Annotated in this window: 24 protein-coding genes and 1 pseudogene; 12 read left to right on the forward strand and 13 right to left on the reverse strand. The window is 65.9% G+C overall.

The window, feature by feature from the left end:
- The first annotated feature begins 420 nt into the window (after positions 1-420).
- The 3 genes and pseudogenes from CP958_RS04950 (at position 421) to CP958_RS27315 (ending at position 2,798) form a co-directional block, all read left to right on the forward strand.
- On the forward strand, positions 421-618 hold the full coding sequence (locus CP958_RS04950) for a hypothetical protein (protein WP_141400416.1): 198 nt from the start codon (positions 421-423) through the stop codon (positions 616-618).
- Between the two features lie 1,564 nt (positions 619-2,182).
- Positions 2,183-2,335 (forward strand): annotated as a pseudogene (locus CP958_RS27310) (exonuclease domain-containing protein); the annotation flags it as partial.
- A gap of 127 nt (positions 2,336-2,462) precedes the next feature.
- Positions 2,463-2,798 carry an exonuclease domain-containing protein gene (locus CP958_RS27315; protein ID WP_277948864.1) on the forward strand — a complete coding sequence of 112 codons (336 nt, stop codon included), beginning with the start codon at positions 2,463-2,465 and terminating at the stop codon, positions 2,796-2,798.
- A 46-nt stretch (positions 2,799-2,844) separates the two neighbouring features.
- On the opposite strand, the gene CP958_RS04960 is transcribed toward CP958_RS27315, so the two are convergent.
- Entirely contained in the window at positions 2,845-4,284 is a 1,440-nt protein-coding gene (locus CP958_RS04960) for a DUF294 nucleotidyltransferase-like domain-containing protein (RefSeq protein WP_096700888.1), read from the reverse strand.
- A 499-nt stretch (positions 4,285-4,783) separates the two neighbouring features.
- Here CP958_RS04960 and CP958_RS04965 point away from each other — a divergent pair, with 499 nt between their 5' ends.
- From CP958_RS04965 to CP958_RS04980, 4 genes are all read left to right on the forward strand, one after another.
- Positions 4,784-5,119 carry a DUF485 domain-containing protein gene (locus CP958_RS04965; RefSeq protein ID WP_242442748.1) on the forward strand — a complete coding sequence of 112 codons (336 nt, stop codon included), beginning with the start codon at positions 4,784-4,786 and terminating at the stop codon, positions 5,117-5,119.
- Positions 5,119-6,804 (forward strand): cation acetate symporter, encoded by a 1,686-nt coding sequence (locus CP958_RS04970; protein ID WP_096700890.1) that lies wholly within the window; start codon positions 5,119-5,121, stop codon positions 6,802-6,804. Before CP958_RS04965 ends, CP958_RS04970 begins: the two co-directional genes overlap by 1 nt.
- Positions 6,805-7,065: 261 nt before the next feature.
- Positions 7,066-7,740 carry a heavy metal response regulator transcription factor gene (locus CP958_RS04975; protein WP_096700891.1) on the forward strand — a complete coding sequence of 225 codons (675 nt, stop codon included), beginning with the start codon at positions 7,066-7,068 and terminating at the stop codon, positions 7,738-7,740.
- Entirely contained in the window at positions 7,740-9,137 is a 1,398-nt protein-coding gene (locus CP958_RS04980; protein WP_096700892.1) for a heavy metal sensor histidine kinase, read from the forward strand. Before CP958_RS04975 ends, CP958_RS04980 begins: the two co-directional genes overlap by 1 nt.
- A 56-nt stretch (positions 9,138-9,193) precedes the next feature.
- Here the strand turns inward: CP958_RS04980 and CP958_RS04985 are convergent, their stop codons facing one another.
- From CP958_RS04985 to CP958_RS25750, 3 genes are all read right to left on the reverse strand, one after another.
- Positions 9,194-11,305: a 3-hydroxyacyl-CoA dehydrogenase NAD-binding domain-containing protein gene (locus CP958_RS04985; protein WP_096700893.1), complete on the reverse strand. Its 2,112-nt coding sequence runs from the start codon at positions 11,303-11,305 to the stop codon at positions 9,194-9,196.
- Between the two features lie 53 nt (positions 11,306-11,358).
- Positions 11,359-12,564, reverse strand: coding sequence for a thiolase family protein (locus tag CP958_RS04990; RefSeq protein WP_096700894.1), 1,206 nt, complete (start codon positions 12,562-12,564; stop codon positions 11,359-11,361).
- A gap of 186 nt (positions 12,565-12,750) precedes the next feature.
- Positions 12,751-13,263 (reverse strand): MarR family transcriptional regulator, encoded by a 513-nt coding sequence (locus tag CP958_RS25750; protein ID WP_170958840.1) that lies wholly within the window; start codon positions 13,261-13,263, stop codon positions 12,751-12,753.
- Positions 13,264-13,389: 126 nt separating this feature from the next.
- Between CP958_RS25750 and CP958_RS25755 the strand changes: the two genes are divergently transcribed.
- Complete coding sequence (locus CP958_RS25755) at positions 13,390-14,229, forward strand: hypothetical protein (RefSeq protein ID WP_170958841.1); 840 nt, start codon at positions 13,390-13,392, stop codon at positions 14,227-14,229.
- Positions 14,230-14,235: 6 nt separating this feature from the next.
- Here the strand turns inward: CP958_RS25755 and CP958_RS05005 are convergent, their stop codons facing one another.
- Positions 14,236-14,664: a hypothetical protein gene (locus CP958_RS05005; RefSeq protein WP_096700897.1), complete on the reverse strand. Its 429-nt coding sequence runs from the start codon at positions 14,662-14,664 to the stop codon at positions 14,236-14,238.
- A 194-nt stretch (positions 14,665-14,858) separates the two neighbouring features.
- Here CP958_RS05005 and CP958_RS05010 point away from each other — a divergent pair, with 194 nt between their 5' ends.
- Together CP958_RS05010 and CP958_RS25760 are read left to right on the forward strand one after the other, a co-directional pair.
- Complete coding sequence (locus tag CP958_RS05010) at positions 14,859-15,635, forward strand: DUF2189 domain-containing protein (RefSeq protein ID WP_096700898.1); 777 nt, start codon at positions 14,859-14,861, stop codon at positions 15,633-15,635.
- Between the two features lie 115 nt (positions 15,636-15,750).
- The gene (locus tag CP958_RS25760; RefSeq protein ID WP_141400419.1) at positions 15,751-15,948 is read left to right on the forward strand and encodes a hypothetical protein; all 198 of its coding nucleotides are present in this window, start codon (positions 15,751-15,753) and stop codon (positions 15,946-15,948) included.
- Between the two features lie 14 nt (positions 15,949-15,962).
- On the opposite strand, the gene CP958_RS05015 is transcribed toward CP958_RS25760, so the two are convergent.
- The 5 genes from CP958_RS05015 to CP958_RS05035 form a co-directional block, all read right to left on the reverse strand.
- On the reverse strand, positions 15,963-17,336 hold the full coding sequence (locus CP958_RS05015) for an FAD-linked oxidase C-terminal domain-containing protein (protein ID WP_096700899.1): 1,374 nt from the start codon (positions 17,334-17,336) through the stop codon (positions 15,963-15,965).
- 151 nt (positions 17,337-17,487) lie between these two features.
- Positions 17,488-18,669 carry an MFS transporter gene (locus CP958_RS05020; RefSeq protein ID WP_096700900.1) on the reverse strand — a complete coding sequence of 394 codons (1,182 nt, stop codon included), beginning with the start codon at positions 18,667-18,669 and terminating at the stop codon, positions 17,488-17,490.
- Positions 18,670-18,960, reverse strand: a complete 291-nt coding sequence (locus CP958_RS05025) for a hypothetical protein (protein ID WP_096700901.1) — start codon at positions 18,958-18,960, stop codon at positions 18,670-18,672.
- Between the two features lie 14 nt (positions 18,961-18,974).
- Positions 18,975-19,304 (reverse strand): four-helix bundle copper-binding protein, encoded by a 330-nt coding sequence (locus CP958_RS05030; RefSeq protein ID WP_096700902.1) that lies wholly within the window; start codon positions 19,302-19,304, stop codon positions 18,975-18,977.
- Between the two features lie 209 nt (positions 19,305-19,513).
- Positions 19,514-20,614, reverse strand: a complete 1,101-nt coding sequence (locus CP958_RS05035) for a branched-chain amino acid ABC transporter substrate-binding protein (RefSeq protein WP_096700903.1) — start codon at positions 20,612-20,614, stop codon at positions 19,514-19,516.
- A 171-nt stretch (positions 20,615-20,785) separates the two neighbouring features.
- Here CP958_RS05035 and CP958_RS05040 point away from each other — a divergent pair, with 171 nt between their 5' ends.
- Entirely contained in the window at positions 20,786-21,241 is a 456-nt protein-coding gene (locus tag CP958_RS05040) for a hypothetical protein (RefSeq protein ID WP_141400420.1), read from the forward strand.
- A 45-nt stretch (positions 21,242-21,286) separates the two neighbouring features.
- Here the strand turns inward: CP958_RS05040 and CP958_RS05045 are convergent, their stop codons facing one another.
- Both CP958_RS05045 and CP958_RS05050 read right to left on the reverse strand, forming a co-directional pair.
- The gene (locus CP958_RS05045) at positions 21,287-23,782 is read right to left on the reverse strand and encodes an EAL domain-containing protein (protein WP_096700905.1); all 2,496 of its coding nucleotides are present in this window, start codon (positions 23,780-23,782) and stop codon (positions 21,287-21,289) included.
- A 10-nt stretch (positions 23,783-23,792) separates the two neighbouring features.
- Complete coding sequence (locus tag CP958_RS05050; RefSeq protein WP_096700906.1) at positions 23,793-24,239, reverse strand: response regulator; 447 nt, start codon at positions 24,237-24,239, stop codon at positions 23,793-23,795.
- Positions 24,240-24,459: 220 nt separating this feature from the next.
- Between CP958_RS05050 and sodC the strand changes: the two genes are divergently transcribed.
- Positions 24,460-24,990 carry a superoxide dismutase family protein gene (sodC, locus tag CP958_RS05055; RefSeq protein WP_096700907.1) on the forward strand — a complete coding sequence of 177 codons (531 nt, stop codon included), beginning with the start codon at positions 24,460-24,462 and terminating at the stop codon, positions 24,988-24,990.
- Between the two features lie 192 nt (positions 24,991-25,182).
- Here the strand turns inward: sodC and CP958_RS05060 are convergent, their stop codons facing one another.
- Positions 25,183-25,917, reverse strand: a complete 735-nt coding sequence (locus CP958_RS05060) for a cyclic nucleotide-binding domain-containing protein (RefSeq protein ID WP_242442749.1) — start codon at positions 25,915-25,917, stop codon at positions 25,183-25,185.
- Positions 25,918-26,069: the final 152 nt, after the last annotated feature.

Here is a 26,069-nt window from a genome sequence, read left to right on the forward strand (position 1 = left end):
GGAGAAGGCGGCCGCGCCGGTCGCCGTTCCGGTTCAGCCTCAGGCCGCCGCTTCCCATCGTGGTGCAGTCGCCGGTCGCTGCCCCGGCTCTGCCGCCGCCCGTTCCCGCTCCGGTGGTCAAGGCGGTGGCACCGCCGCCGGCACCACCTCCGGCCGTTCCCGCCCCGCCGCCGCCGCGCCCCGCCGCTCCGGTGCACTTGGGCAGACGNCGNGCGCATCTGCTCCAGCGTGGCGGTGGCGGCACCGGCCTGTGCCGTGCGGGTCGCCGCCACCGCCACGCTGGAGCAGATGCGCCGTCTGCCCAAGTGCCCGTAGCCGTTCTTATTTCGGCCACAATGCGGTCCAAAGACCGCCATCAAGCTCTGTCATGATGTTTTTCATGGCTCCTCCCTCCATGGAGGGGCGTTCATGGAGAGCGAAATGGCTTACCCCCTGTTCGATAGTGGCTACACCCTGTGGGCCGCCGACCTGGAAACCCGTCTGAAGGACCAGTTGGGGAGTTCGGCACGCGCTCTGGGGATCGACCCGCGTCTGCTGCTGCAGAGCTATTATTCCGGCTACACGGTTCCCGCCGCCCTGGCCCTGCTTGCCTCCCGCTATCCCGCCGCCGGCCTCTGATCTCCCGGTCCTTCGGGGCCGCTCCTTCCGCCACCTTTCGTGATTTTGCCGCCAGTCGACCCACATCCGGGGTTGACTGGCGACGCCGGGCACGGCGTCATACTGCAAAAGACTAAAATATAAGAACGGTGGAGGAGGGGTGTCCGTGGCGGTCAAGTGGCGTGGCCCGTTTCCGTGGCTCGCGGCGGCGTTTGCCGCCGATGTCGGAGTAACCGCCGCGGCAGGATATTTCCTGTCCCAGGGCGTGGTGGATCGCGAGGAATTGACCGCGCTGGTGATGGTATCGCTGGCCGGCGCCACGGTGATGTTCGCCGTGTCGTGGAAGGCCATCGACTTCCTGGTGGTCCGTTCCATCAAGAAGATGGCGGCCGAGGTGCGCGCCATCGCCTACGGCACCGGCGGACGCGACCGTGTCGACCCCGAGCGCTATTTCATGATCGCGCCGCTGCCCGACGCGGTGAACGAGGTCTGCTCGCGCATGGTCAAGGCCCGCGCCGAGTTGTCCGAGGGGCTGTCCGCCGCCACCCGCAAGTCGGAAGAGAACTCCAACCGGCTGGCCGCCATCCTCAACGACCTGCACGAGGGCGTGGTGGTGTGCAATCAGCGCCACCAGATGGTGCTTTATAATCAGGTGGCTTTCGACATGCTGCGCGAAACGGCGGAGCTGGGGCTGGGGCGCTCGCTGTTCGAGACCATCGCCCGCGAGCCGGTGATGCATATGATGGACATCCTCGGCAATCGCGGCGGCGCCGTCGAGGGCGGGCTGCCGTTCCTGGCCGGCACCAACGACGACCGCATGCTGCTTCAGGGGCGCATGACCCTGATCCGCAACGACGAGGGGGCGGTGACCGGCTACGTGGTCACCCTGGTGGATGCCGGTCCGCAACTGGCCGCCCTGGCCGGGCGCGAGGCGCTGCTGCGCGAGGTGGCCGAGGACGTGGAGATGCCGCTGCGGCGCATGCTGCTCTCGGCCGGGGATTCCCATACCATCCGCCACGAATGCGCGGTGATCTCCGAAGCCATCAAGCGGGTGACCAAGGGGTATCACGCCATGCTGGCCGGCTGGTGGCCCATGGCCGACATCAATTCCACCGAGCTGCTGTCTTTCGTCGCCACGCGTCTGGGCGAAGGAATGGGTGCGACCGTCATCGGCCTGCCGGTCTGGCTGCACGGTGATTCCCATTCCCTGGTGATGGCCATCGAATCGCTGATCTGGCGCGTGGCCGACCGCAGCGGCGCCACCCGACAGTTCGATCTGTCGGGCGGCGCCGACGAGGCGGGCGCCTGGGTGGAGTTCGCCTGGGACGGCGACGTGGTCGAACAGGCCCAACTGGACCGCTGGCTGGCCCAGCCGCTGGTGGCGCTGGGCGGCATGACCGTCAAGGACGTGCTGGAGCACCATGCCGGCATCGACCTGATCCGTGACCGTCGCGAGGGCGGCGGCGCGGTGCGCATTCCCATGCGCAAGGGCGTGGAGCAGCACGGCCACGGCCGCCAGGTGCTGCCCGGCCGCCCCGAGTTCTACGACATGACCCTGCTGGAGCAGTCGCGCGATACCGGCGCCATGGGCTCGCGGCCGCTGAAGTCGCTGACCTTCGTGGTCTTCGACACCGAGACCACCGGCCTGCATCCCTCCCAGGGCGACCAGATCGTCTCCATCGCCGGGGTGCGCATCGTCAACGGCCGCATCCTGTCGGGAGAGAGCTTCAACCGCATCGTCAATCCCGGCCGGCCCATTCCGGCGGAATCCATCCGCTATCACGGCATCACCGACGAGATAGGTGGTGGACAAGCCGCCGGCCGACGTGGTGCTGCCCCAGTTCCGCTCCTATGTGGCCGATGCCGTGCTGGTGGCCCACAACGCCGCCTTCGACCTCAAGTTCCTGCGCATGCGCGAGAAGCAGATGGGGATTCGGTTCGACAGTCCGGTGCTGGACACCATGATCTTGTCCAACTTCCTGGACGGGCCGGAAGCCGGGCATTCCCTCGACGATATCTGCGAGCGCTACGGCATCGAGATCACCGACCGCCATACGGCGCTGGGCGATTCCATGGTCACTGCGGCGGTGCTGCTGCGCCAGATCGAGGCCCTGGAGGGACGGGGCATCCATACCCTGGACGAGGCGGTCAAGACGCTCGACATCGCCATGATCCTGCATGAGCGGCAGCGCGTCTTGTAGGTCTATTGGGCTGCCGCCCAAACCCGCCCGGGGCGGGAGCCCCGCTTTATCCGCCGACGCCGCAGACGAACTTCAACGTCTTGATGCGGCGGAACGCCCATTTCAGGCGCGAGCGGGTGCGCTTGTCGAAGCGCTTGGGGTCGATCTTGGCCGAGGCCGGAATCTGCTGGGCGATGTCGGCCAGTTGCTGTTCCAGCATGACGCGCAGGACGATCTCGCGCACCTCGACGAAGTCGCGCAGGTCGTCCTCGTGCAGCACGCCGGCATCCTTCAGCGCCGCGAAGCGCTCGTCGGTGCCGGTGGCCGTGATATGGCCGCGGATGGCCCGCATGCGCGCCGCGCTGACCAGGGGCAGCAGGCCGAACTTCTTGGCGTTGAGGCGGCCCTGTTTGGTGACGAAATTACCGAACAGGCCGATGGAGCCGTCCATGCCCGCCACGTTCTGGGCGAGGTAGCGCAGGAAGAACGCCGATTGCGCGGCCTTCTCCATGGCCATGTGGCGCAGTTTCTCGGCCAGGGCGCGGTCGCCCCACACCGGCTGGAAGTCAAAGAAGATGTCGCAATACATCACGGTCTGGTTCTCGACCGAGAAGACCCAGCCGTGAACCTCGTCGCGCCACTCTTCCAGGCTCTTGCGCCACTTGGACTCGCGGGCCATGACGTTGCCGTCGCAGAACGGAATGCCGGCCTTGTTCAAGGTCTCATTCAGCCGCTTGCCCAGTTCGGCGAACCAGGGATCGTCGGATTGCTTGCCGTCATGGACGATGGCGTTGTCCTGGTCGAAGGCCAGCAGGCTTTCGCCGCGCCCGCCAGAACCCAGGATCAGCACGGCGTAGCGGGCCGGGGCGGGGCCCCAGCCGTCGTCGAGCAGCGATTGCTCGGCCAGTTCCGAGGCCCGTGCCGTGAGGTCGCGCAGCACCAGGGCGATGACCGAGGCGATGTTGCGCGCCGTCACCCCTTCGCCCAGCAGCCCCTTGGCCAGCTTGGGCAGGTTGGTCATCACCGCCTTCATCTCATCGGGATTGGCGGCGCTTTCCGCCGAATCGCCCAGCACCAGCGCCTCGGTGGCGCGGACCTTGAGGAGCGCCCGGCCGGTGATCATGCCCAACGGCCGCTCGTCGCCATCCACCACCACCAGATGCCTGAGGCCGAGGCGCGTCATGCGCGCCAGCGCCACATAGACATAGGCGTCGGCCGACACGGTGGCCACCGGCTTGGTCATGGTCTGGCCCAGGGTCTGTTCCAGACCGGCCGGGCCGTTGGTGGACAGGATGCGCAGCAGGTCGCGCTCGGTGAAGATGCCCAGCGTGCGGCCGTCGGCATCGATGCCGACGATGGACGACACCCGGGCTTCGTACATGCGAAGGACCGCGTCGTTCAAAGTCACCGAGGTCAGCGCGGTCAGCACGGGCGTGCTCATCACTTCGCGCAGGCGATGGCGATAAGGAAAACTGTCGATGCGGGCGAGAGCGGCGATGTCATTCATGGCGCGTGTACGATAGTGGCGGAGGTGGAAAATTCAACCTATTTCAGCCTGAAAAGGGAGTGCACTGCAAAAGTCTAAATGTGTCACACAATCCTTTTCGAGAACACGGTAGGGTGTTTACTCTAGGTGGGTTCGGCGGCTTCGCGTGACCGCACCTAAGGCGTCAAGTGACAATTTCTGTAAACTAAACATAAACTGAAAGGGAATTTGGCGTTGTCTTGAGAAAAGTAGGTGAAGGTTCGAAACGAATACCTAATTTCTCATTAGAATAACCTATTGAATAAATCAGGTGCTTTCAGTTGGTGTTGACGCCAAAGGGCGCGGATGTTAATGAGGTTCGTCGCCTCAGGCAAGCTGCGGGCGTATGACGCGTACGCATAGGTGCCCCAGCGCGCCTGAACGCAAAAAAATGCGGAAACCGGCAACAAGACCGGGAACTGAAAACAACTACCGCCGGACCCTTCAGGGGTTGGCGGCGGTGACAAAGTGGAGGGTCAAAGTGAGCTCACATAACGCACCATCGGCCGCGAATCTCGCGAGCGCCGAACACATTCGGAACAATCCGAAGTTCAAGGAGCTGGTCGCCAAGCGCAACGCCTTCGCGTGGACGCTTTCGGCGATCATGCTGGTCATTTATTACGGCTTTATCGTCATCATCGCCTTCAACAAGGCGTGGCTSGGCAMMSTGATGTCGKCCASCGGCGTGATGACCATCGGCTTCCCCATCGGCGTCGGCGTCATCCTGTCGGCCATCGYGCTGACCGGCATCTACGTCTWYCGCGCCAATGGCGAGTTCGACGAAATGAACCGCCAGATCATCGAGGAATCCCGCTGATGAAGACGACAAAGACCGCAATCGCGTCCGCGCTCGCCTTCGGCGGCACGGCGCTCCTCGCCACCGCCGCGCTGGCGGCCGGTGCCGACATGGGGGGGGCCGAGAAGCAGGCCACCAACTGGCACGCCATCATCATGTTCGTGATCTTCGTGGGCATGACGCTGGGCATCACCTACTGGGCGGCTGGCCGCACCAAGACCGCCGCCGACTTCTATGCCGCCGGCGGTGGCATCACCGGCCTCCAGAACGGTCTGGCCATCGCGGGCGACTATATGTCGGCCGCCTCGTTCCTGGGTATTTCCGCCCTGGTCTACGGCTCGGGCTATGACGGCCTGATCTTCTCGGTGGGCTGGCTGGTCGGCTGGCCGATCATCCTGTTCCTGATCGCCGAACGCCTGCGCAACCTCGGCAAGTACACCTTCGCCGACGTCTGCGGCTATCGCCTCGCCCGCACGCCGATCCGCACCTTCGCGGCCACCGGTTCGCTGATCGTGGTGATCTTCTACCTGATCGGCCAGATGGTCGGTGCCGGCCAGTTGATCAAGCTGCTGTTCGGCCTCGACTACCTTTACGCGGTCATCATCGTCGGCGCGCTGATGATGGTCTACGTCACCTTCGGCGGCATGGTCGCCACCACCTGGGTGCAGATCATCAAGGCCTGCCTGCTGCTGGGCGGCGCCACCTTCATCGCCTTCGGCGTGATGAGCCATTTCGGCTTCTCGTTCGAGAAGCTGTTCGTCAAGGCCATCGAGGTGCATCCCAAGAAGGTGGCGATCATGGCGCCGGGCGCCCTGGTCACCAATCCGGTGGACGCCATTTCGCTGGGCATGGCCCTGATGTTCGGCACCGCCGGCCTGCCGCACATCCTCATGCGCTTCTTCACCGTTCCCGATGCGCGCGAGGCCCGCAAGTCGGTGTTCTATGCCACCGGCTTCATCGGCTACTTCTACATCCTGACCTTCATCATCGGCTTTGGCGCCATCACCCTGGTGGCCACCAATCCCGAGTATCTGACCAAGGGCATCGGCTCGCTGGACCTCAAGGGCGGCAACAACATGGCCGCCATCTGGCTGGCCCACGCCATCGGCGGCGACATGTTCCTCGGCTTCATCTCGGCCGTGGCCTTCGCCACCATCCTGGCGGTGGTGTCGGGCCTGACCCTGGCGGGGGCGTCGGCGATCTCGCACGACCTCTATGCCAGCGTCATCATGCACGGTCAGGCCACCGAGGGTAAGGAAGTCACCGTCTCCAAGATCGCCTCCATCGGTCTCGGCATCGTCGCCGTGCTGCTGGGCCTGATCTTCGAGAAGCAGAACGTCGCGTTCATCGTGGCGCTCACCTTCTCGGTGGCGGCGTCGGCCAACTTCCCGGTGCTGGTGCTGTCCATGTTCTGGGGCGGCCTCACCACCCGTGGCGCGGTCATCGGCGGCATGATCGGCCTCCTGATGTCGGTGATCATGGTGGTGCTGTCCAAGGCGGTGTGGGTGCAGAGCTTCGGCTTCAAGGCCGAGATCTTCCCGTTCGCCTATCCGGCCCTGTTCTCGGTGCCGGCGGCCTTCTTCTTCTCCTGGCTGTTCTCGATCCTCGACAACAGCCCGCAGGCCCAGGCCGAACGCGCCGCCTACGAAGCCCAGTCCATCCGGTCCGAGACCGGCCTGGGTGCCGAAGGCGCCGCCAGCCACTAAGTCTTGTTCCATCGACCAAGCGGGGGCATTGGGAAACCGATGCCCCCATTTTTGTGGTGATTCCATGAAAAAAAGGCGCCCACCACGAAGGTAGGCGCCAAAAAGGACAAAGTGGATCACAAAAGCGAGCATCAATCGCAGCCATGAACACTATGGTCCGATGTCGCATTGGTGTATCGCGTCAGGAAGCTTATACGGGCGAGATTGCGCCAGCATGACATCAGAATTAAAGTTGCCTCAGAGAGGACTGGGAGCCGTGCCATGAAGGTTCTGCTGGTCGAGGACGAGAAGAAGATCGCGGAATTCACCGCCAAGGGGCTGCGCGAGCACGGTTTCGTGGTCGACGTGGCGACCAATGGCGATGACGGCCTGGGCATGGCGCTGATCGGCGAGTACGACTTGCTCATCCTCGACGTCATGCTGCCGGGCCGTGACGGCTGGTCGGTTCTGACGGAGCTGCGCGGGCGGGGAACCCAGGTGCCGGCCCTGTTCCTGACGGCGCGCGACAGCGTGGGCGACCGGGTCAAGGGGCTGGAGCTGGGAGCCGACGACTATCTGCCCAAGCCGTTCTCCTTCGCCGAGCTGCTGGCCCGCATCTGGACCATCCTGCGGCGCGGCCCGGTGCGCCAGCCCACGGTTCTCGCCATCGGCGACCTCAAGCTGGAGCCTGCCCGCATGACCGCCTTTCGCGGCGGCACCCGCCTGGACCTCACGCCCAAGGAGTTCTCGCTGCTGCATCTCCTGGCGCGGCGCCGGGGTGAAATCCTGTCCCGCCACTATATCGCCCAGCAGATATGGGACATGAATTTCGACGGTGATTCCAACGTGGTGGACGTTCATATCCGCCGCCTGCGGATCAAGGTGGACGATCCGTTCGAAACCCGCCTGATCAAGACGGTGCGGGGCGTCGGCTACGCCCTCGACGACGGGGCGTGATGGTGTTGCCCCCGGCTTTCCGCTCCATCGCCGGGCGGCTGACCATCTTGTTCATCTTCACCTCGGTGACGACCCTGCTGGCCAAGGCGGTGTTCACCTACCTGACCTTGGCGCCGGTGCTGTCCGCCCAGGAGGAGCAATACGTCACCGCCACGGCGGAGTTGCTGGCACTGAAGGTGGAGATGGCGGCCCACCGGGGCGAGGCGCCCAATCTGGGCTCGCTGTTGCCGGCCGATGCAACCGGCTTTATCCGTGTCCTCGATGGCGGCGGTGCCGTGCTGGCCGAACTGCCCGGCATGGGGAGCGAACTGCCCGTCCTGGACATCCGACCCGGTGAGCGGCCCGCCCAGGTCCGTGGCGTTTCCGGGCGGCAGTATTGGGCCGCCAGCCGGATTACAACGGGGAACGGAGAGACACCCCTGACCGTTCAGGTGGCCTCGGAGGCCGCCGAGTTCCGGCTGCTGGCGCCCACCGGAGGGCGGCTGTGGCTGGCTTCCGTCGTCGCGCTGATTCTCAGCGGTGTCGCCGGTTACCATATCGTACGGCACGGCATTCGGCCCCTGCAGAACCTGGCCGAGACGGTAAAGGCCATCGGCGGCGCCACCTTGGGCCGCCGCATCGCGGCCGACGGCCTGCCGCAGGAACTGCGGCCCCTGGGCGGCAGCTTCAACGCCATGCTCGACCGTCTGCAACTGTCCTTCGACCGGGTGGCGCAGGTCACCGACGACATCGCCCACGAGCTGCGGACGCCGCTGGGCGTCATGACCGGCCAGATCGACGTGGCGCTCACCGCCCACCGCCCGGCCGAAGAGTACCGCGAGGTGCTGGAATCGGTGCGCGAGGAATTGTCCACCCTGTCGGACATGGTCCACCGCCTGCTGTTCCTGTCGCGCGTCGAGAATCAGTCGGTGCCCCTCAACCGCGATCCCCTGGACATCGTCGCCGAGCTGGAGGCGGTGCGGGAGTTCTACGAACCCCTGGCCGCCGAGGCCGGCATAACCCTGGCGGTAACGGCGGCCCAGCCCCGGCTGGAGGCCCTGGGCGACCGGGTGCTGCTGCGCCGCGCCGTGGTCAATCTGGTCGCCAACGCGGTTCGCTACACTCCTTCCGGCGGGCGGATCGTCATGGCGGCCGAACGGGACGGCGAGGTGGTGCGGATTTCGGTGAGCGATTCCGGGCGCGGCATTCCCGCCGAGCACATTCCCCGGCTGTTCGACCGCTTCTTCCGCCTGGACCGCGCGCGGGAGACCGGCGGCGGCCATATCGGCCTGGGGCTGGCCATCGTCAAGGCCATCACCGACCTGCACGGCGGCTCGGTATCGGTGGAAAGCGAGGTCGGCCGGGGTACCCGGGTGGTCCTGGCACTCAGGATGCCATCCGGTGTCGCGACGCCATAAAAAAGGGACCCGCGGCCGGAGCCGGCGGGTCCCAGTTGTTCATCCGGGAGGATGATTTACGTGCGGTTGGACGCGTCCCATGCCGCGAAGGTCGAGCCGGCCTTGGCCAGCTTTTCCAGCAGCGGGGCGGGGGTCCAGTACTGCGGGTCCAGGGTCTTTTGGAATTCCACGATCTTGTCGTAGATCTTCTTCAGGCCGACGGTGTCGGCATAGAACATCGGGCCGCCGCGATAACGCGGGAAGCCGTAGCCGGCGGTGTAGACCACGTCGATGTCGGAGGCGCGCAAGGCGATGCCCTCCTCCAGCAGCTTGGCGCCCTCGTTGATCATGGAATAGAGGCAGCGCTCGAGGATTTCGTCCTTGCCCGGCTTGCGCTGGGGCACGTTCAGGCGCTTGCCCTCGGCGTGCATCATCTCGATGACCTCGGGGCAGGAGGCGCGCTTGCGGTCGGGGCTGTCATAGCGGTAATAGCCGCGACCGACCTTCTGGCCCAGCCACTTGTTGGCCACCAGCAAGCTGGAGCAGCGGTAGAAGCTGGGGTCCGCGGGGACCATGTGCGGGTTGGCGATGCGGGTGTTGTCGCCCACCTCGACGCCGGCCATGTCGTAGACGGCCAGGATGCCCATGGCCATGCCCCATTCCTCCAGCGCGCCGTCGATCTCGGCCGGCGTGGCGCCTTCCAGCACCATGCGCTCGGCCTCGCGGCCGTAGGGGTCCATCATGCGGTTGCCGATGAAGCCGTAGCAGACCTTGGAGACCACGCCGGTCTTCTTGATCAGCTTGGCCATGTCCAACGCGGTCAGCAGCACGTCCATGGCGGTCTTGGCGCCCTGGACGATCTCCAGCAGCGGCATGACGTTGGCCGGGCTGAAGAAGTGCAGGCCGATGACGTCGGCCGGGCGCTTGGTGATGGCCGCGATCTCGTCGATGTCGAGCGTCGAGGTGTTGGTGCCCAGGATGGCGCCGGCCGGCAGCACGGCGTCCAGCTTGGTGAAGATGTCCTTCTTCAGTTCCATCTTCTCGAACACCGCCTCGATGGCGAGATCGGCGTCCTTCAGCGAGGCGTAGTCGGTGCTGGCCGAGAGCAGGCCCATGCGGCTCTCGAGCTGCTCCTGGGTCAGCGAGCCGCGCGACACCGAACGCTCGTAGTTCTTGCGGATGACGCCCAGGCCACGCTGCAGGTTCTCGTCCGAAACGTCGATGATGGTCACCGGCACGCCGATATTGGCGAAGCACATGGCGATGCCGCCGCCCATGGTGCCGGCGCCGATGATGCCCACCTTGCGGATGGGGCGCGCCTTGATGTCCTTGGTGATGCCGGGAATCTTGCGCACCTCGCGGTCGGCGAAGAACAGGTGACGCAGCGCGCGGGCCTCGACGGCGTGCTCCAGCTGCTTGGAGATGTCCGTCTCCACCTTCAGGCCCTGGTCGAAGGGCAGGGTGGCGGCGGCGGCCATGGCTTCCAGCAGCTTCAGGGGCGAGGTGCGGTTGCGCATGGTCTTGCCCACCTGGGCGCGCTTGGCGGCGATCAGTTCACCGGCCTTGTCGGCATCCTTGATCCCCTGCTGGCTGGTGCGGCGGGGCTTGGCGCCCTCGGCCACCAGCTTCTTGGCGAACGCCTGCGCGGCGGCGTTAAGGTCGCCCGAGGCGATCTCGTCCACCAGACCCAGCTCGGCGGCCTTGGGGGCCGGCAGCGGCTTGCCCGACAGCACCAGGTCGATGGCGGCTTCCAGGCCGATCAGGCGCGGCATGCGCTGGGTGCCGCCGGCACCGGGAATGATGCCCAGCGACAGCTCGGGCAGGCCGATGCGGGCGCCCTTGTCGGCGATACGGTAATGGCAGGCGATGGCCAGCTCGGTGCCGGCGCCCAGCGCGGTGCCGTGCAGGGCGGCGACCACCGGCTTGGGGCAGTTTTCCACCAGATTGAACAGGTCCTGGTGGTGGGGGGCCTTGATGCCGGTATCGAATTCGCCGATGTCGGCGCCAGCCATGAAGGTACGACCGGCGCAGGTCACGACCACCGCATCGAAGTCGGAGCGGCTGGCCAGATCGGTGAAGATCTTCTGCAGGCCGGCGCGGACCGGGTAATCGGCGGCGTTCACGGGAGGCGAATCGATGGTGACGGTGGCGATGCGATCGGTGACGGAAAGAGTGACGACGTCGCTCATGATGTCGGTTCCTTGGAAGAATACGGTTCGGTTCGAAATCAGGCGCCAGTGGGTCAGGCGTCGGTGACCTGAAGCACTACGGCCATGGCGCTGTCGCCGGCGGCGCAGCCGCTGAACAGGCCGTAGCCGCCGCCCTTCAGGGCCAGCTCCTCGATCACCTCGATGATGCCGCGGGTGCCCATGGGCGATTGCGGGTGACCCCACAGCAGGGACGAACCGAAATTGTTGAAGCTCTTCACGTCGATCTCCAGCGCGCGGGCGAAGGCGAAATCGTTGGCGGTGAAGGGGTTGTGCAGCTTGATGACGCTGACCTGCGACAGGCTGATGCCGGCCTGGGCCAGGGCCATTTGGGCGGCGGGCGCCGGGGCCTTGGGCATGTAGGCGGGCTCGACCCGCTTCTGGCCGAAGCCCATGACGCGGACGCGGATGGCCTTGTTCTTCGACAGCTCGCGCGCCTTGTCGGGATTGGCGACGATGATGGCGGCGTTGCCGTCGGCCGGGTGGGTCTGGCAGCCGAAGGTGATGGTGCCGTCGGGCATCACCGGCTTCAGCTTGGCAAGGCCCTCGGCCGTCGAGATGGTGACGCCCTCGTCACCGGCGAGCGTGGTGGCGACCTTCTTGAAGTTGGGGGTCGGCACGTCGAAGGGCAGGGTCATGAAGCGCTTCAGGAAGGCGCTGTCATTGGCGGTGGCGGCGGCGTACTGCTCCTGGCGGTACAGTACCAGATCGTGCTGCTCGGCGGTGTTCAGGCCGTATTCCTTGGCGGTGTTCTCGGCGGTGACCAGCATGGATTTGGTGGTCACCGGGTCGTAGCCGAAATTGTCCATCACCCAGTTCTCGGCATCGCCGGTGCCGCCGGGGGCGGCGGGCTTGGGATAGAACACGTGCGGGCCGTTGGAGGTGCGGTCGCAGGTCATCACCAGCGATACGCCGGCGATGCCATCGTTCACTTCCTGGGTGGCGGCCTGCAGGCAGCGCACGCCGGTGGCGCAGGCCTGGGAAAGGGTCGGGCCGCCCACATGGCCGGCGCCCAGCATGGCGGTCAGCCACGGCGTGCCGAAGAACGAGTGCTTCTGCGGCACCGAAATGCCCATCACCGCCGCATCGAACACCGAGGCGGGAATCTGGCGCTTGGCCAGTTCGGCCTTGGCCACGTGGGCGGCGAATTCCATGGAATGCAGGTTGGCGTAAGCGCCCTGCCAGCGTGCGAACGGCGTGGACCAGTAGCAGCCGTAGGGGATCTCGACATTATAGGACATGACGCACTCCCAAATGATCTTTGTGCCGCGCCTGAGCGCGGTGACGCGGGTAACTCCCGGATTGCCATCACTCTAGCCGGCTTCAGAAATGCGGTAAAGGTAAATATTTGCGATACACAACAGTTGACCAGGTAAACAATCTTGGTGCAAGTGGGGTATTCCCGGTGTTTCCGCTGGATTTATGGTCTACGAGGCGGGGGTGTAGAGACGGTGCAGCAGGTCGCGCAGCACGGTCCGCTCGGCGTCCGAGAGCTTGGAGGTGATGCGCAGGTCGTGCTCGGCCACCAGCCGCTTCAGCTCGGCCAGGGTCTTCTGGCCGTTCTCGGTGAGCATGATGGCGTAGGTGCGGCGGTCGACGGGCGAGGGGACGCGGCTGGCCAGCCCCTTGCCCTCCAGCGCGTCGATCAGGATCACCGCCCCGGAGCGGTCGATGCCCATGGTGGCGGCCAGGGTGGTCTGGGACAGGCCGGGATTGGCGCCGATGATGGTCAAGGCGGCGAATTGCGACGGCCGGATGTCCAGCGAGCCGACGGTACGGACGTAATCCTGATAGACCACCACCTGGGCGCGGCGCAGGCGATAGCCGACGATGTCGTCCAGAATGTCCAGTTCCATGCCCGACAAGGCATTGGGAGGCGACGGCAGGTTCTTGGCCGACGCCTTGCCGGGGGTGGTCTTTCTGGTTCGCGTGGTCGCCAAATCAGCCTCTTTCGACAATTGCTGGCTCAAGTGTGTATTGGTTTTGCGGCGCCTGCACAACTGCAATAGGCTAAGGCGGCGCATTCGTCTAAGCTCGTCGTACGATTCCGTTGGGAGTGGCCGCCGGTGAACTGTCCATTCTGTGCCGAGGAAATCAAGGACGAGGCCGTCGTCTGCAAGCACTGCCATCGAGACCTTTCCATCGTCCGGCCGGTGCTTGAGCAGTTGCGTGCCATGGCGGCGCGGATCGAGGTCCTCGAGGCCGCGAGGTCCGAGTCCGAGGCGCTCGGGGCGCGCTTGGCCGCGCTGGAGGCCCGGCCCGCCGAGGTGGCGGCCGCCCTGCCGGCCGGGGAGATTCCGGCCCGGCCCGAATCCCGATCCGAATCGCGGGGACACTGGGGCGAATGGCTGCGCGGTGTGCTGCTGGCCCTGGTGATTCCGATTCTCGCCCTGATGGCCGCCCACTGGCTGGTGGTCATGGTGCTGGACCTCAAGACCTGGGTGATCCGCCTGCTGTCGCTGCTGCTGCCCTTGCCGTTCGCCGCCATGGCGTCGTTCAAGGGGCGCCACCGGCTGGCGGTGCAGATCGCCCTGGGGGTTTTGATCTCCTCGGCTTCGGTGCTGGGCATGCTGGCCATCACCGGCCTGATGGATTCCCAGCCTATCCTGCCCCAGGACGGGCGGGAATGGCGCGAGGTGGTGGAGTACGGCCTCAGCATCTTCCTCAGCTACGTTACCGGCGCCCTGATCGTCCATTGGCTGGTGCCGCTCAAGTCGGAGCGGGCCGCCGATTCCCTGGTGCGGCGCGTCGCCGGCTCGCTGGCCCGCCTCACCGCGCCGGAAAACGAGAACCGTCAGCAGTTGGAAAAACGCATCCAGACCCTGGCCGGCACCATCGGCACCGTGGTGCCGGTGGTGACCGGCGCCGCCTCGATCATCTCGGGCATGCGCAAGCTGTGGGAATAGCCCCGCCTATTTGGTGACGGTCAGATCCAGGGTGGTGCTGCCCGCCCGGCCCTCGGTGTCCTTGACGTCGATGCGGATGGCGTGGCGGCCGGCGGGAATTTCTGCCTTGGCCATGTCGATGCCGCCGGGAGAGACGAAGGGCTTTACCCGGTCGGTGATGTCGACGATGGGCGATTTCAGATAGACCACCTTGACCGATCCCGGCTCGATGGCGGAGCCGCCATGGGCCTCGAACTTGACCTTGAGGTCGAAAGGCGACTTGGTTTCCGCCGGATTGACCAGCTTGACGGTCGGTCCCCGGGTGATGCCGCGCATGGTTACGCCGCCCGCGGCGGCGGGCAGGGCCGCTTCGGCCTCGGTGATCAAGGTCGCCGCGCGTGACGGCGTCGCGACCAGCAGCAAGCCGGCGGCCAGCGCCATGGAGGTCAGCCTCATACCCTTCTCCTGTGATTGCCCTGTCTTCACAATTCCCAAGGTCTTCAAGATTGGGGAGGCCCGTGCCGATTGTCGAGAGGGTAAACACCGGCGAGGGCTTGTTTAGTCTTTGGACTGTTTCCACATAACAACATGAAGTGCCCTGCGCATGGGCGTGGGGGAGGCGGAATACTCCTTTTCTCCAAGGGGGCGAAATGATTTCCATGGCCATCCACTCCCATCACCCCGATGTCCGGCTGGTAACTCCGGCCCAGGCTTCCGAATGGCTCAATGCCGGATGGCGCGACGTCTGGCGCAATCCCGCTCTCAGCCTGGGATTCGGTGCCGTGTACGCCGGGATCGGCATGGCGCTGTTCGTGGTGCTCAACATCCTGGATATGGGCTCGTTGCTGTTCCCCCTGGCCGCCGGCTTCATGCTGGTGGGGCCGCTGGCGGCGGTGTTCCTCTACGAGATCAGCCGCCGTCACGAAGCCAATGAGGCTGTCGGCCTCGGCCAGGTAATCGGCGGCGTCACCTCCCGTCTGGATCAGGTCGGCAATATGGGGCTGGTGCTGTCCATCCTGCTGATGGCCTGGCTGTTGGCCGGTCTGGTGGTCTTCGCCCTGTTCTATCCGCCGGGCATGCCGCTGCCGCTGGACAATTTCATCGCGGACGTGGTGTTGCGCCCCGAATCCTTCCGCTTCCTGGCGGTGGGAGCCGTGGTCGGGGGAGTACTGGCGGTGATCGCCTTCTCCATCAGTGTTTTCGCCATGCCCATGCTGCTCGACCGCGACGTGGGCGTCATCGAGGCCATGGAATTCAGCGTGCACGCCGTGCGGGTCAACTGGCGCACCATGATCGGCTGGGCCGCCACCATCGCGGTGGTGACCTTCTTCGGCATGGCCACCGCCTTCGTCGGCATGATCGTGGCGTTGCCGGTGATCGGTCACGCCAGTTGGCACGCCTATCGCGATGTGATGGGAAGGCATTGATTCTTCACGTCACACGCCCTCACAACTCCTTTCCGTTCGTTGGTAGACCTACGTATGTGGACGAGGCAAGGTTGCAGTAGTGATACTGCAACCTTGTTTCCTATGTAGGCCGACCATGGACCCATCGCTCAGAGAGATCATCGTCCACGCGGTGATGGACGCCCGCAAGGGAGGGCTGGACGCGGTCGCCCAGCGCGGTGCCGCCGCGACCCTGTTGGCCGCCATGATGCCGAGTCTGGATACCGGCACCGTCCAGCTGATCGTCGATCAGCTTTATCCCTTCATCGCCGATCTGGGTTCGGCGGCCGCCTGATTTCGCTTCTTGCTTCAGGGAATGATGATCTTGCCGGGATTCATGATGCCGGCCGGGTCGATGGCGCGTTTGATGGCGCGCATGACGTCCAGTGCCTCCCCGTATTCCTCTTCCAGAAAGGCCATCTTGCCGTGGCCGACGCCGTGCTCGCCGGTGCAGGTGCCGTCCATGGCCAGGGCGCGGCGTACGATGCGGTGGTTGATGCGCTCGGCCTCGGCGATTTCCTGAGGGATGGCCGGATCGACCAGCAGCATGACGTGGAAGTTGCCGTCGCCCACATGGCCGACGATGGTCGAGGTCAGCGGAGTGGACTTCAAGTCCTCCTCGGTTTCCAGCAGGCACTCGGCCAGCCGCGAGATGGGCACGCAGGCGTCGGTGGTCCAGGCCCGGCAGCCGGGGCGCAGTGCCACGCCGGCGTAATAGGCGTTGTGGCGTGCCGCCCACAGCTTGGTGCGTTCCTCGGCGCCGGTGGCCCACTGGAAGCCCTCGGCGCCGAATTCCGCGGCGATGGCTTCCACCTTCTCGGCCTGCTCGCGCACCGATTGCGGACTGCCGTGGAACTCGAAGAACAGGGTGGGGGCCACCCGGTGGTCGGTCTTGGCATAGCGGTTGACCGCGTCGATCATCACCTTGTCCAGGAACTCGATACGCGCCACCGGCACGCCCGACTGGATGGTGAGGATCACCGTGTTGACCGCCGCCTCGATGGAGGGGAAGGGACACACCGCCGCCGAGATGGCCTCGGGGATGCCGTGCAGGCGCAGCGTCAGTTCGGTGATGATGCCCAGCGTGCCTTCCGAGCCCACGAACAGCCGGGTCAGGTCGTAGCCGGCGGCGGACTTGCGGGCCCGCTTGGCGGTGCGGATCACCCGTCCGTCGGGCAGCACCACCTGGAGCGACAGCACGTTCTCGCGCATGGTGCCGTAGCGCACCGCGTTGGTGCCCGACGCCCGGGTGGCGGCCATGCCGCCCAGCGAGGCGTCGGCGCCGGGATCGATGGGAAAGAACAGGCCGGTGTCGCGCAGATATTCGTTCAACTGTTTGCGGGTGACGCCGGGCTGGACGGTGACGTCCAGGTCCTCGGCCCGTACCTCCAGCACATGATTCATGCCGGTGACGTCGATGCACACGCCGCCCTTCAGCGCCGCCACGTGTCCTTCCAGCGACGTGCCGGTGCCGAAGGCGATCACCGGAACCCCATGGGCGGCGCAGGCCTTGACGGTTTCCGCCACCTCCTCGGTGGACTGGGCGAAGACCACCGCCTCGGGCGGGCAGGCGGGGAAATGGGATTCGTCCTTGCCATGCTGCTCGCATACGGCCTGGGCGGTGGAGAAGCGCTCGCCGAAACGGGCTGCGAGGTTGGCGAGGAGATCGGTAGGAAGGGGCATGGGGACGGGCCTTATTGGTCGGACCAGTTGGAGTATACCAAAACTCGATGAGTGGAGCTCATCGAGTTTTGGTCAGGCCCAAGGGGCCGCGCCGCTTATGCGGCGGGAGCCAGGCGTGCGGAGGCACGCGCCCGGCGCCTGAGGGCGGTGTTTAAGGTTCCTTGCCGGCCCGGCGCAAGGCCAGTGCCAAGGCGATACCGCTCATGGTGGCCGCTCCCAGGACGAAAGAGGCGGCAGGCCAGCCTTGGGACGAGACGGCGGCGCCCACCACCACCGGCCCCAGCAACTGCCCCCAGTTGCTGCCCTGCATGAACAGGCCCAGGGTGACCGGCACCAGGGGCAGGCGCGGCGCGTAGATGGAGGCCGAGCCCAGGATGCAGCCGGGCAGCAGGCCGGCGCAGCCGGTGACCATCAGGCACAGGCCATAGGCCACGGCCGGCGGCGTCCACGACTGGAAGATGCCGAAACAGCCGATCATCATCACCGCGAAGGCGGCGGCCATCACCTTGCGCCGGGGCAGCCCCAGCCGCAGGGCGGGGCCGGAGGCGAGGTTGCCGATGATGTTGACGCCGGCCACCAGGGCGGCCATCAGACCGGCGGTGCCGGGGGTGACGCCCATGCGCTCGATCAGCAGGGTGGGCAGGAAGCCGGTGAGCGCCGCGTAGGCGGCGGAATAGGGGACAAAGGCGGCGGCCAGCAGCAACGGCCCCGGTGCCCGCAGGGTGTCGATCACGTCGGCCAGGACGTGGCTGTTGAGGGGGCGCGGCGGGCGAGGCGGCCGGGGCATGCGGAAATGCACCAGCAAGGCGTAGAGAACCAACAGGGCGGCCATGCCCAGCCACAACCCGCGCCAGCCGAGCAGCGGCAGGGCGGGGGCGGCGGTCATGGAGATCGCCATGCCGAACGGCATGAAGGCCCCCCAAAGGCCGAAGGCCATCTGGCGCTGGGTCGCGGTGGTCTGGAGCGTGATCTGCATGGGGGCGGAGATGACCACCAGCATATAGCCGATGCCCTCGACCACCCGGCTGGCCAACAGGCCGGTGAAGCCCGGAACCAGACCGCCCGCCAGACTGCCCGCCGCCAGGATCAACAGCCCGACCGGCAGCAGGCGGCGCGAGCCCAGGCGGGTCACCATGGTGCCCATGCCGGCGCCGACCGCAGCCCCCATCAGGGCGAAGATGGAAAGAATCCAGGCGGCGTGGGACAGGTCGAGGCCCATCTCGGCGCGGATGAACGGCAGGGCGATGGGAGCCTTGCCCACCTGGAAGGCGGCGGCGATGCCCGCCCCCACCGCCATGAAGACGGCGGGCCAGGAGGTGCGCTCGGGGTTCATCTACTTGTCGGAATCGCGATGGGTCAGGGCGTCGAGCCAGGGATTGCCGCCGCCCAGCGCCTGGGTCCAGGGGGCAAACCATGCCTGGGTCATGGTGGTCCACAGCGCCAGGGGATTGCCCCACATGGCGGGCGACAGGCTGTCCAGCAGCAGGGCTTCGGCCGCCTGGAAGGACGGCGTGGCCGAGAGGTGAATGGTCACATGCTCGGCCGCGCCGTCGGGGTCCTGGCGATGGACGATCTCCATGCGAAGGTTGGGCAGATCGCCAACGATGCGTGTTTCGTCCGTCACCTCATTCTCCAGTTCTAGTTCTTGATGGTCTTGCGGCAGGCCGTGGCGGCCCGGCGGCAGGCTTCGGCGCATTCCTTGAGCCGCACGTCCTCCTTGGACAGCTTCTCGCAGGCGCTGGCGCATTTGTCGCTGACCTCGGCGGCCACCTGACAGGTAAGGTGGTGCAGGCGCGACGAGCGCAGCATGAAGTCGGCGGCGGTTTCGTTGATGTCGGCGCAGTCCAGCAGCAGTTGGATCAGTTCCCACTCGGCCGAGGGGCCGCCCTGCTGCATGCCGTGGATGACGGATTCGGTACAGGCCCGGTGGGCCAGTTCACAGGCTTCGATGGTGTCGGACAAAGGCATGTCGTTTCTCCCCCTTTGGTTACGGCGCGCCGACGCGCCTAGAGTCCCTCTGTCGCCGGGCGCTTCGCTCGGGCTTTCGCGGCATAAGCCGCGGCGCGCGTTGCGCTTGCCTTCTCCCCTTTGACCGCAAGCACGGTCAAAGGCTCGGCGGGAGATACGGGCCGGCACCCACCGGCCCATAGTCTTGGTAGACCCGGCGGATTGGAGCGTCAATCCGCGTAATCGTACTTGCCGCCCTTCCAAACATACATGACGTAGCCGGGCGCGGCGATGTCGCCCTTGGCGTCGAAGCCGATCTGGCCGATGGCGGTGTCGAATTTCTCGGCCTTGAGCACGGCGGCCACCTTTTTCCAATCGGTGGACTTGGCCTTCTCGGCGGCCTGGGCCCAGGCCTGGATGGTGCCGTAGGTGTACAGCGTATAGGCTTCGGGCTCGTACTTCTGGGCGCGGTAGTACTGGACCAGTTCGGCGTTGGCCGGGTTCTTGCGCGGGTCGGGGCTGAAGGTCATCATGGTGCCCTCGCCGGCGGCGCCGGTGATGGCCCAGTATTCCTCGGTCACCAGGGCGTCGCCGCCCATCAGCCGGGTCTGCATCCCCTGGTCGCGCAACTGGCGGACGATCAGGCCGGCTTCGGTCTTGTAGCCGCCGAAATACAGCAGATCGACCTTGGCGGCCTTCAGCTTGGTCACCAGGGCGGAATAGTCCTTCTCCCCGGCCGAGACGGCCTCGTAGACCGCTTCCTTGATGCCGGCCTTGCCCAGCGCGTCGCGGGTCTGGTCGGCCAGTCCCTTGCCGTAGGCCGACTTGTCATGGACGATGGCCACCACCTTGCCCTTCATGTGCCTGGCGATGAACTCGGCGGCGATGACGCCCTGCTGGTCGTCGCGGCCGCAGGTGCGGAAGACGTTGGGCAGCTTGCGCTCGGTGAACTTGGGGTTGGTGGAGGCCGGCGAAATCTGCAGGATGCCGGTCTCGGCATAGACTTCCGACGCCGGGATCGACGAGCCGGAGCAGAAATGCCCGGCGACGAAGGGAACCTTCTTGGATGCCATCTCGTTGGCTACGGCCACCGCCTGCTTGGGATCGCAGGCATCGTCGCCCATGGTGAGCGCCAGCTTCTGACCCAGCACGCCGCCCTTGGCGTTGATGTCCTCGATGGCCTTCATGGCGCCGCGCCTGAACTGCTCGCCGAAGGCCGCCTCGCTGCCCGACAGCGGCCCGGCCACGCCGATGGTGATGTCCGCCCGCGCCGCGCCGGCCGCCAGCAGCGCCGCCGCGAAGGTAATCCCCCTGATCCCGATCCTGCCCATGTTAGGCTCCTCCCTGACGATGGAACGTGATGGGATCAGTCTATCAGCGGATGACGGGCGCGCCACATCGGAATGACCGGGTGCGAAAATGTTTGAAAAGCGATATCGCTTCGATATATAAGATCACATTGCGCCCTGCGGTGGGCGCTGACGGAATGCGGAGTGAATTCCATGTCGGACGAGAAAAAGGCCAAGGCTGCCGCCTCGGCCAAGCCCAAGAGCCCGGCTTCCAAGCCCGCGGCCATCGAGGCTGAACCCCAAGTGACCGAAGCCCCCAAGGCCGAAGCGCCCAAGGCCGAGCCGGTCAAGGCCGAGAAACCCAAGGCCGCGCCGAAGCCCAAGGCGGCCAAGGCGGCCAAGATTGCCAAACCGGCCAAGCCGGCCGCCCCCGCCGTCGCGGCGGCGGAGCCCGAAGCGCCCAAGGGCGATAAGAAGGACGCCCGGCCCAAGAAGGAAAAGAAGGAAAAGAAGAAGGCCAAGAAGAAGGAAAAGCGCAAGAAGGAGGCGGTGATCATCCGCTTCGAGGACGCCCAACTGCCGCAGATCGATGCGCGGGCCGAGGCTCTGGGCCTGTCGCGGGCCGCCTGGGTGCGCATGGTGGTGGCTCAGGCCCTGGTCAAGGGGTAATCGCCGTCCCTGCCGTCCCAAGCCGTGGCAAGGGATTTCCGCCGGTCAGGCCGTCGCGGGTCTGACCGGCAGTGCGGCGGGGCCTTTGCCGCTGCGCAGGAATTCGGTCAGTTCCTCGGCCGGCATGGGGTGGGCGAACAGGAAGCCCTGGACCATGTCGCAATCGTATTTGGCCAGATGGTCCAACTGCTCCTGCGTCTCGATGCCGGGCGCCACCACCGACAGGTGGAGGCCGCGCGCCACGGCCACGATGGCGGTGACGATTTCCGATTCCTCGGCGCCCGAGGCGGCATCGCGGACGAAGCTCTGATCGATCTTCAGCGTGTTGCTGGGCAACTTGCGCAGGAAGGCGAAGGACGAATAGCCCGAACCGAAGGCGTCGATGGCCATGTGCACGCCCAGGGTCTTGAACTGGGTGAAAATGGCATCTACCTCCTGGCCCTTGTCGATGATGGCGCTTTCCGGCACGTCCAGTTCCAGGGAACCGGGGGGCAGGGCGCTGCTTTCCAGGGCGGCGGCGATATCCTCGATCAGTTCGGGGGCGCGGAGTTGCCGGTTGCTGAGATTGATCCCCACCTTGAGACCGGCGTGGCCGGCATCCAGCCAGCTCTTGGCCTGGCGGCAGGCCTCTTCCAGCACGAACCGGCCCACCGGCAGGATCAGGCCGGTTTCCTCGGCCAGGGGCAGGAACTGGTTGGGCATGATCATGCCGAATTCGGGGTGGCGCCAGCGCAGCAGAGCCTCGACCGCCACCACCTTGCCGGAGCGGGCCTCGAAGATGGGCTGGTAGTGCAGCAGGAACTCCCGGCGCTCGACGGCATGGCGGAGCGCGCCTTCCAGGGCGAGGCGCTCGAAGGCCTGGGCGTTGACGGTTTCGGAATGGAAGCGGCAGGCGTTGCGGCCCTGATGCTTGGCCCGATACATGGCGGCGTCGGCCAGCTTGATCAGGGTCTGGGCGTCGCCCCCGTCGGAGGGATAGAGCGCCACGCCGATGGAGGACGAGATGCGCGCCTCGCGCCCCTGCAGGTCGAAGGGCTCGGCCAGCAGCGACAGGATCTTGTGGGCGACCACCGCGCCGTCGCGGGGCTCGCTGATGTCTTCGAGAATGACCGTGAACTCGTCGCCGGCCAGCCGCGCCACGGTATCGCCCTGACGCACGCAGGAGGTCAGGCGCTCGGCCACCTGCTGCAGCAGGAAGTCGCCGGCCAGATGGCCCAGCGTGTCGTTGACCTGCTTGAAGAAGTCGAGGTCGATGAACAGCAGGGCGACGATGGACTGGTTGCGGTGGGCGCGGGTAAGGGCGCGAGACAGGCGTTCCTGGAACTGGGTGCGGTTGGGCAGGCGGGTCAGCGGGTCGTGGTTGGCCTGATAGCTGAGGCGCTCCTCGTCCTGCTTGCGCGACGTGATATCCGAGAACACCGCCACGTAATTGGTCAGCTCGCCTTGCTCGTTGCGCACCACCGAGATGTTCAGCCACTCGGCGAACATTTCGCCGGTCTTGCGGCGGTTCCAGATTTCACCCTGCCACTTGCCGGTCTCGGCCAGGGTCTTGAAGATGACGTCGTAGAACTCGGGCGTGTGGCGGCCCGAGGCCAGGAATTTCGGCGTGCGGCCGATCACCTCGTCGGCGGGATAGCCGGTCAGCTCGGTGAAGGCCGGGTTGACATGAATGATCCGGCGCTTCTCGTCGGTGACGAACAGTCCCTCGCCGGTGCTCTCGAACACCGTGGCGGCCAGGCGCATATGGTCTTCCAGCCGCTTGCGCTCGGTGACGTCCTCGACAACCGCCACGGTGAAGCGAAGCTCGTTCCCCGGTCCCTCGCGCATGGCGGTGACGGTCAGGCGGGCCCAGACGATGGCGCCGTCGCGGCGAATGTAACGCTTGGTCAGTCCATAGAAGTCGATGCGCCCGGCCATCATGTCTTCGCGCATCTTGACATGGGCGTCCATGTCGTCGGGATGGGTGATGTCGCGATAGGTCATGCTCTGCAGTTCGGCGTCGGAATAGCCGACCATGGTGCAGAAGGCGGGATTGCTGTGGACGTAGCCGCCCTTGGCGTCGGACAGGATAACGCCGGTACCGGCGTTGTCGAACAGGGCGCGGAAGCGGGACTCGCTCTGGCGCAGGGCCGCGTCGGCGGCCGAGCGGCCGATGGCGTAGCGGATGGCGCGGCGCACCAGTTCACCGTCGCCCTGGCCCTTGACCAGATAGTCCTGGGCACCCTGGCGCAGCGCTTCCAGCGCCAGCCCCTCGTCCGAAGTGCCGGTCAGCACCACCACGGGCACGCTGGGACTGGCGGCGCGCAGCCGGGCCAGACTGTCCATGCCGAAGGAGTCGGGCAGGGACAGGTCGAGGAGCACCACGTCGATGGGCTGCGCCTGCAGCGCGGCCAGTCCTTCGGACAGACGGGCGGCCTTGACCACCTTGAACGGACGGGCCGGGTCCTCGTGCAGGTAAAGCTCGACCAGACGGGCGTCCCCGGGGTTGTCCTCGACGACGAGGACGGTAAGCGCGGCGGGCGGGGGACGAGAGCCACTCATGGCGTGCTGCTCAGCGAGGCGGCAGTGTGACCACCGAACACCAGTATTCCTCTATGGATCTGACGACCGAGATGAAGCGGTCCAGGTCCACCGGCTTGGTGATGTAGCAATTGGCGTGCAGGTCGTAGCTGCGCAGGATGTCCTGCTCCGCCTGCGAGGTGGTCAGCACCACCACGGGAATGCGGCGCAGATCCTCGTCCGCCTTCAGCTCGGCCAGCACCTGACGTCCGTCCTTGCGGGGCAGGTTGAGGTCGAGAAGGATCAGATTGGGCCTGGGCGAGCCGGTGTACTGGCCTTCGCGGCGCAGGAACGACATGGCCTCCACCCCGTCGACCACCACCTTCAGGCGGCTGGTCATGCGGCCTTCCTTCAAGGCCTCCTGGGCCAGCCGGGCATCACCCGGGTTATCTTCGACCAACAGGATTTCAAAAGCTTCGGGTGCGCTGCGCAGGGTCAAGACCGACTCCCCTTCTCCCGCCGACCGGGGTGAGGTGGAAACTATATTACGGGTTTAGCCGTATGGAAACCGGCTTGCGTGCAAAATGTCACATTTGTAGGGATTATTTCGCGGGGCGTATGCCGGAGGCCCGGTTGATAATCCCGGAACGGCTCATCACCTTGCTATGGAAGGGGCCGCCGCGCCTTGGCGGAACCGCTTTTCCATAGCGGGAGGTAACATGGGACGGACACTGCTTTTCGCGGCCCTGGGGCTGGCTTTGGCCACCGGTCAGGCGCTTGCCGCCGAACTGGTCATTCCGGTCAATGCCATCGATGCCAGCGGCGTCGGAGCCGGTATCGGAACCGTCACGGTCAAGGACGGCAAGGGCGGCATGATGGTGAAGCCCAAACTGTCGGGGCTGACGCCCGGTCCGCACGGTTTCCACATCCACGAGAATCCCAGCTGCCTGCCCAAGGAGCAGGACGGCAAGATGGTGCCCGGCCTGGCGGCCGGCGGCCATTACGATCCGGCCAAGATGGCCAGGCACGAGGGGCCGTGGGGACATGGGCATCTGGGCGATCTGCCGGCCCTGGCGGTCAACGGCGACGGAACTGCCACCGATGCGGTGGTGGCGCCCAATCTGAAGGTGGCCGACCTCAAGGGCCGCGCCGTCATCATCCATGCGGGGGCGGACAATTACTCCGACCAGCCCAAGCCCCTGGGCGGTGGCGGCGGGCGGGTAGCCTGCGGCATCGTTCCCTCGAAATAGGGTGACGTCGGCCGAGGGGGCGGTATCGCGCCAATCCCCCTCGGCCCCGACGGCCCGGCTACGGGCCGTCAGATCATTTCCTTATCCAGGCGGCCCGGCTACGGGCCGTCAGATCATCCGCTTATCCAGGCGGCCCGGTGACGGGCCGTCAGATCATCTTCTTTCACCCCTGGGCGGCCCGGCGACGGGCCGTCAGATCGGTTCTTCACCCTCATGGCAATAGGCCCGCAGGGCGGGAATGTCGGCGATGGACACGGCGTTGCCGTCCACCACCACGCCATGGCCCTTGAGGTGGGAGAAGGCGCGCGACAGGGTCTCCGGCCGCACGCCGACCCGGGCGGCGATGACGCTCTTGCTGTGGGGCAGGCGCACGATGGTCGAACCCTCGCGCTTGGCGGTCAGGCCGACCAGATAGAGCGCCAGGCGTTGCGCCGCCGACTTCAGCTTCAGGTCCTTGACCTCGCGCACCAGGGTGCGGAAATGCCGGGACAGCGAGGTCAGCATGACATAGGCCAGATCGGGCCTGTCCCGCACATCGCGGCGGAACCGCTCGCCCGGCAGGGCCAGGATGCGCGACGGCTGTAACGCCACGGCGCTCATCAGGAACGGCTTTTCGGTCAGCACCGCCGCCGGGATGAACATCTCGCCCGACTTGAGAATCTCCACCATGGTCTCGCCGCCGTCGGCGATGGTGCCGGTCAGGCCCACCTGACCGTCCAGCACGACGCGCAGCGCGTTGGGGGCGTCGCCTTGGCGGAAGATGACGTCATTGCGGGCATACTTGACCACCGACGCCTCGACGGTGATCTCGGCCAGGGCGGCCGGCGTGAGATCGCAGAACAGGGGTAGGCGAGCAACCGCCGCCAAGTCCTCTGGCCGCAGACTGTGTCCATCCGAGCCGCTGTTTACCCGCTGCTGTGCGTTCATGTCCATTCCGACGAGTTCCGACTAATCGCTCATCAGGATGCGAAATAATAGCCCGACAACACTTGATCTTGGTCAACTGGTGTGGAAAACAGCGGATTGATATATGTGAGAAGTCATGGAGTTGTTTTCTTTGATCTGGAAAAACTCGCATG

This window comes from Magnetospirillum sp. 15-1, from assembly GCF_900184795.1.
Classification (GTDB): domain Bacteria; phylum Pseudomonadota; class Alphaproteobacteria; order Rhodospirillales; family Magnetospirillaceae; genus Phaeospirillum.

What these genes read in the sequence shown, in the direction of transcription:
- CP958_RS04950 (WP_141400416.1), top strand. Translation starts at nt 421, where the DNA reads ATGGCTTACCCCCTGTTCGATAGTGGCTACACCCTGTGGGCCGCCGAC.
- CP958_RS04960 (WP_096700888.1), bottom strand. Translation starts at nt 4,284, where the DNA reads ATGAATGACATCGCCGCTCTCGCCCGCATCGACAGTTTTCCTTATCGC.
- CP958_RS04970 (WP_096700890.1), top strand. Translation starts at nt 5,119, where the DNA reads ATGAAGACGACAAAGACCGCAATCGCGTCCGCGCTCGCCTTCGGCGGC.
- CP958_RS04975 (WP_096700891.1), top strand. Translation starts at nt 7,066, where the DNA reads ATGAAGGTTCTGCTGGTCGAGGACGAGAAGAAGATCGCGGAATTCACC.
- CP958_RS04980 (WP_096700892.1), top strand. Translation starts at nt 7,740, where the DNA reads ATGGTGTTGCCCCCGGCTTTCCGCTCCATCGCCGGGCGGCTGACCATC.
- CP958_RS04985 (WP_096700893.1), bottom strand. Translation starts at nt 11,305, where the DNA reads ATGAGCGACGTCGTCACTCTTTCCGTCACCGATCGCATCGCCACCGTC.
- CP958_RS04990 (WP_096700894.1), bottom strand. Translation starts at nt 12,564, where the DNA reads ATGTCCTATAATGTCGAGATCCCCTACGGCTGCTACTGGTCCACGCCG.
- CP958_RS05005 (WP_096700897.1), bottom strand. Translation starts at nt 14,664, where the DNA reads ATGAGGCTGACCTCCATGGCGCTGGCCGCCGGCTTGCTGCTGGTCGCG.
- CP958_RS05010 (WP_096700898.1), top strand. Translation starts at nt 14,859, where the DNA reads ATGATTTCCATGGCCATCCACTCCCATCACCCCGATGTCCGGCTGGTA.
- CP958_RS25760 (WP_141400419.1), top strand. Translation starts at nt 15,751, where the DNA reads ATGGACCCATCGCTCAGAGAGATCATCGTCCACGCGGTGATGGACGCC.
- CP958_RS05015 (WP_096700899.1), bottom strand. Translation starts at nt 17,336, where the DNA reads ATGCCCCTTCCTACCGATCTCCTCGCCAACCTCGCAGCCCGTTTCGGC.
- CP958_RS05020 (WP_096700900.1), bottom strand. Translation starts at nt 18,669, where the DNA reads ATGAACCCCGAGCGCACCTCCTGGCCCGCCGTCTTCATGGCGGTGGGG.
- CP958_RS05030 (WP_096700902.1), bottom strand. Translation starts at nt 19,304, where the DNA reads ATGCCTTTGTCCGACACCATCGAAGCCTGTGAACTGGCCCACCGGGCC.
- CP958_RS05035 (WP_096700903.1), bottom strand. Translation starts at nt 20,614, where the DNA reads ATGGGCAGGATCGGGATCAGGGGGATTACCTTCGCGGCGGCGCTGCTG.
- CP958_RS05040 (WP_141400420.1), top strand. Translation starts at nt 20,786, where the DNA reads ATGTCGGACGAGAAAAAGGCCAAGGCTGCCGCCTCGGCCAAGCCCAAG.
- CP958_RS05045 (WP_096700905.1), bottom strand. Translation starts at nt 23,782, where the DNA reads ATGAGTGGCTCTCGTCCCCCGCCCGCCGCGCTTACCGTCCTCGTCGTC.
- sodC (WP_096700907.1), top strand. Translation starts at nt 24,460, where the DNA reads ATGGGACGGACACTGCTTTTCGCGGCCCTGGGGCTGGCTTTGGCCACC.
- CP958_RS05060 (WP_242442749.1), bottom strand. Translation starts at nt 25,917, where the DNA reads ATGAACGCACAGCAGCGGGTAAACAGCGGCTCGGATGGACACAGTCTG.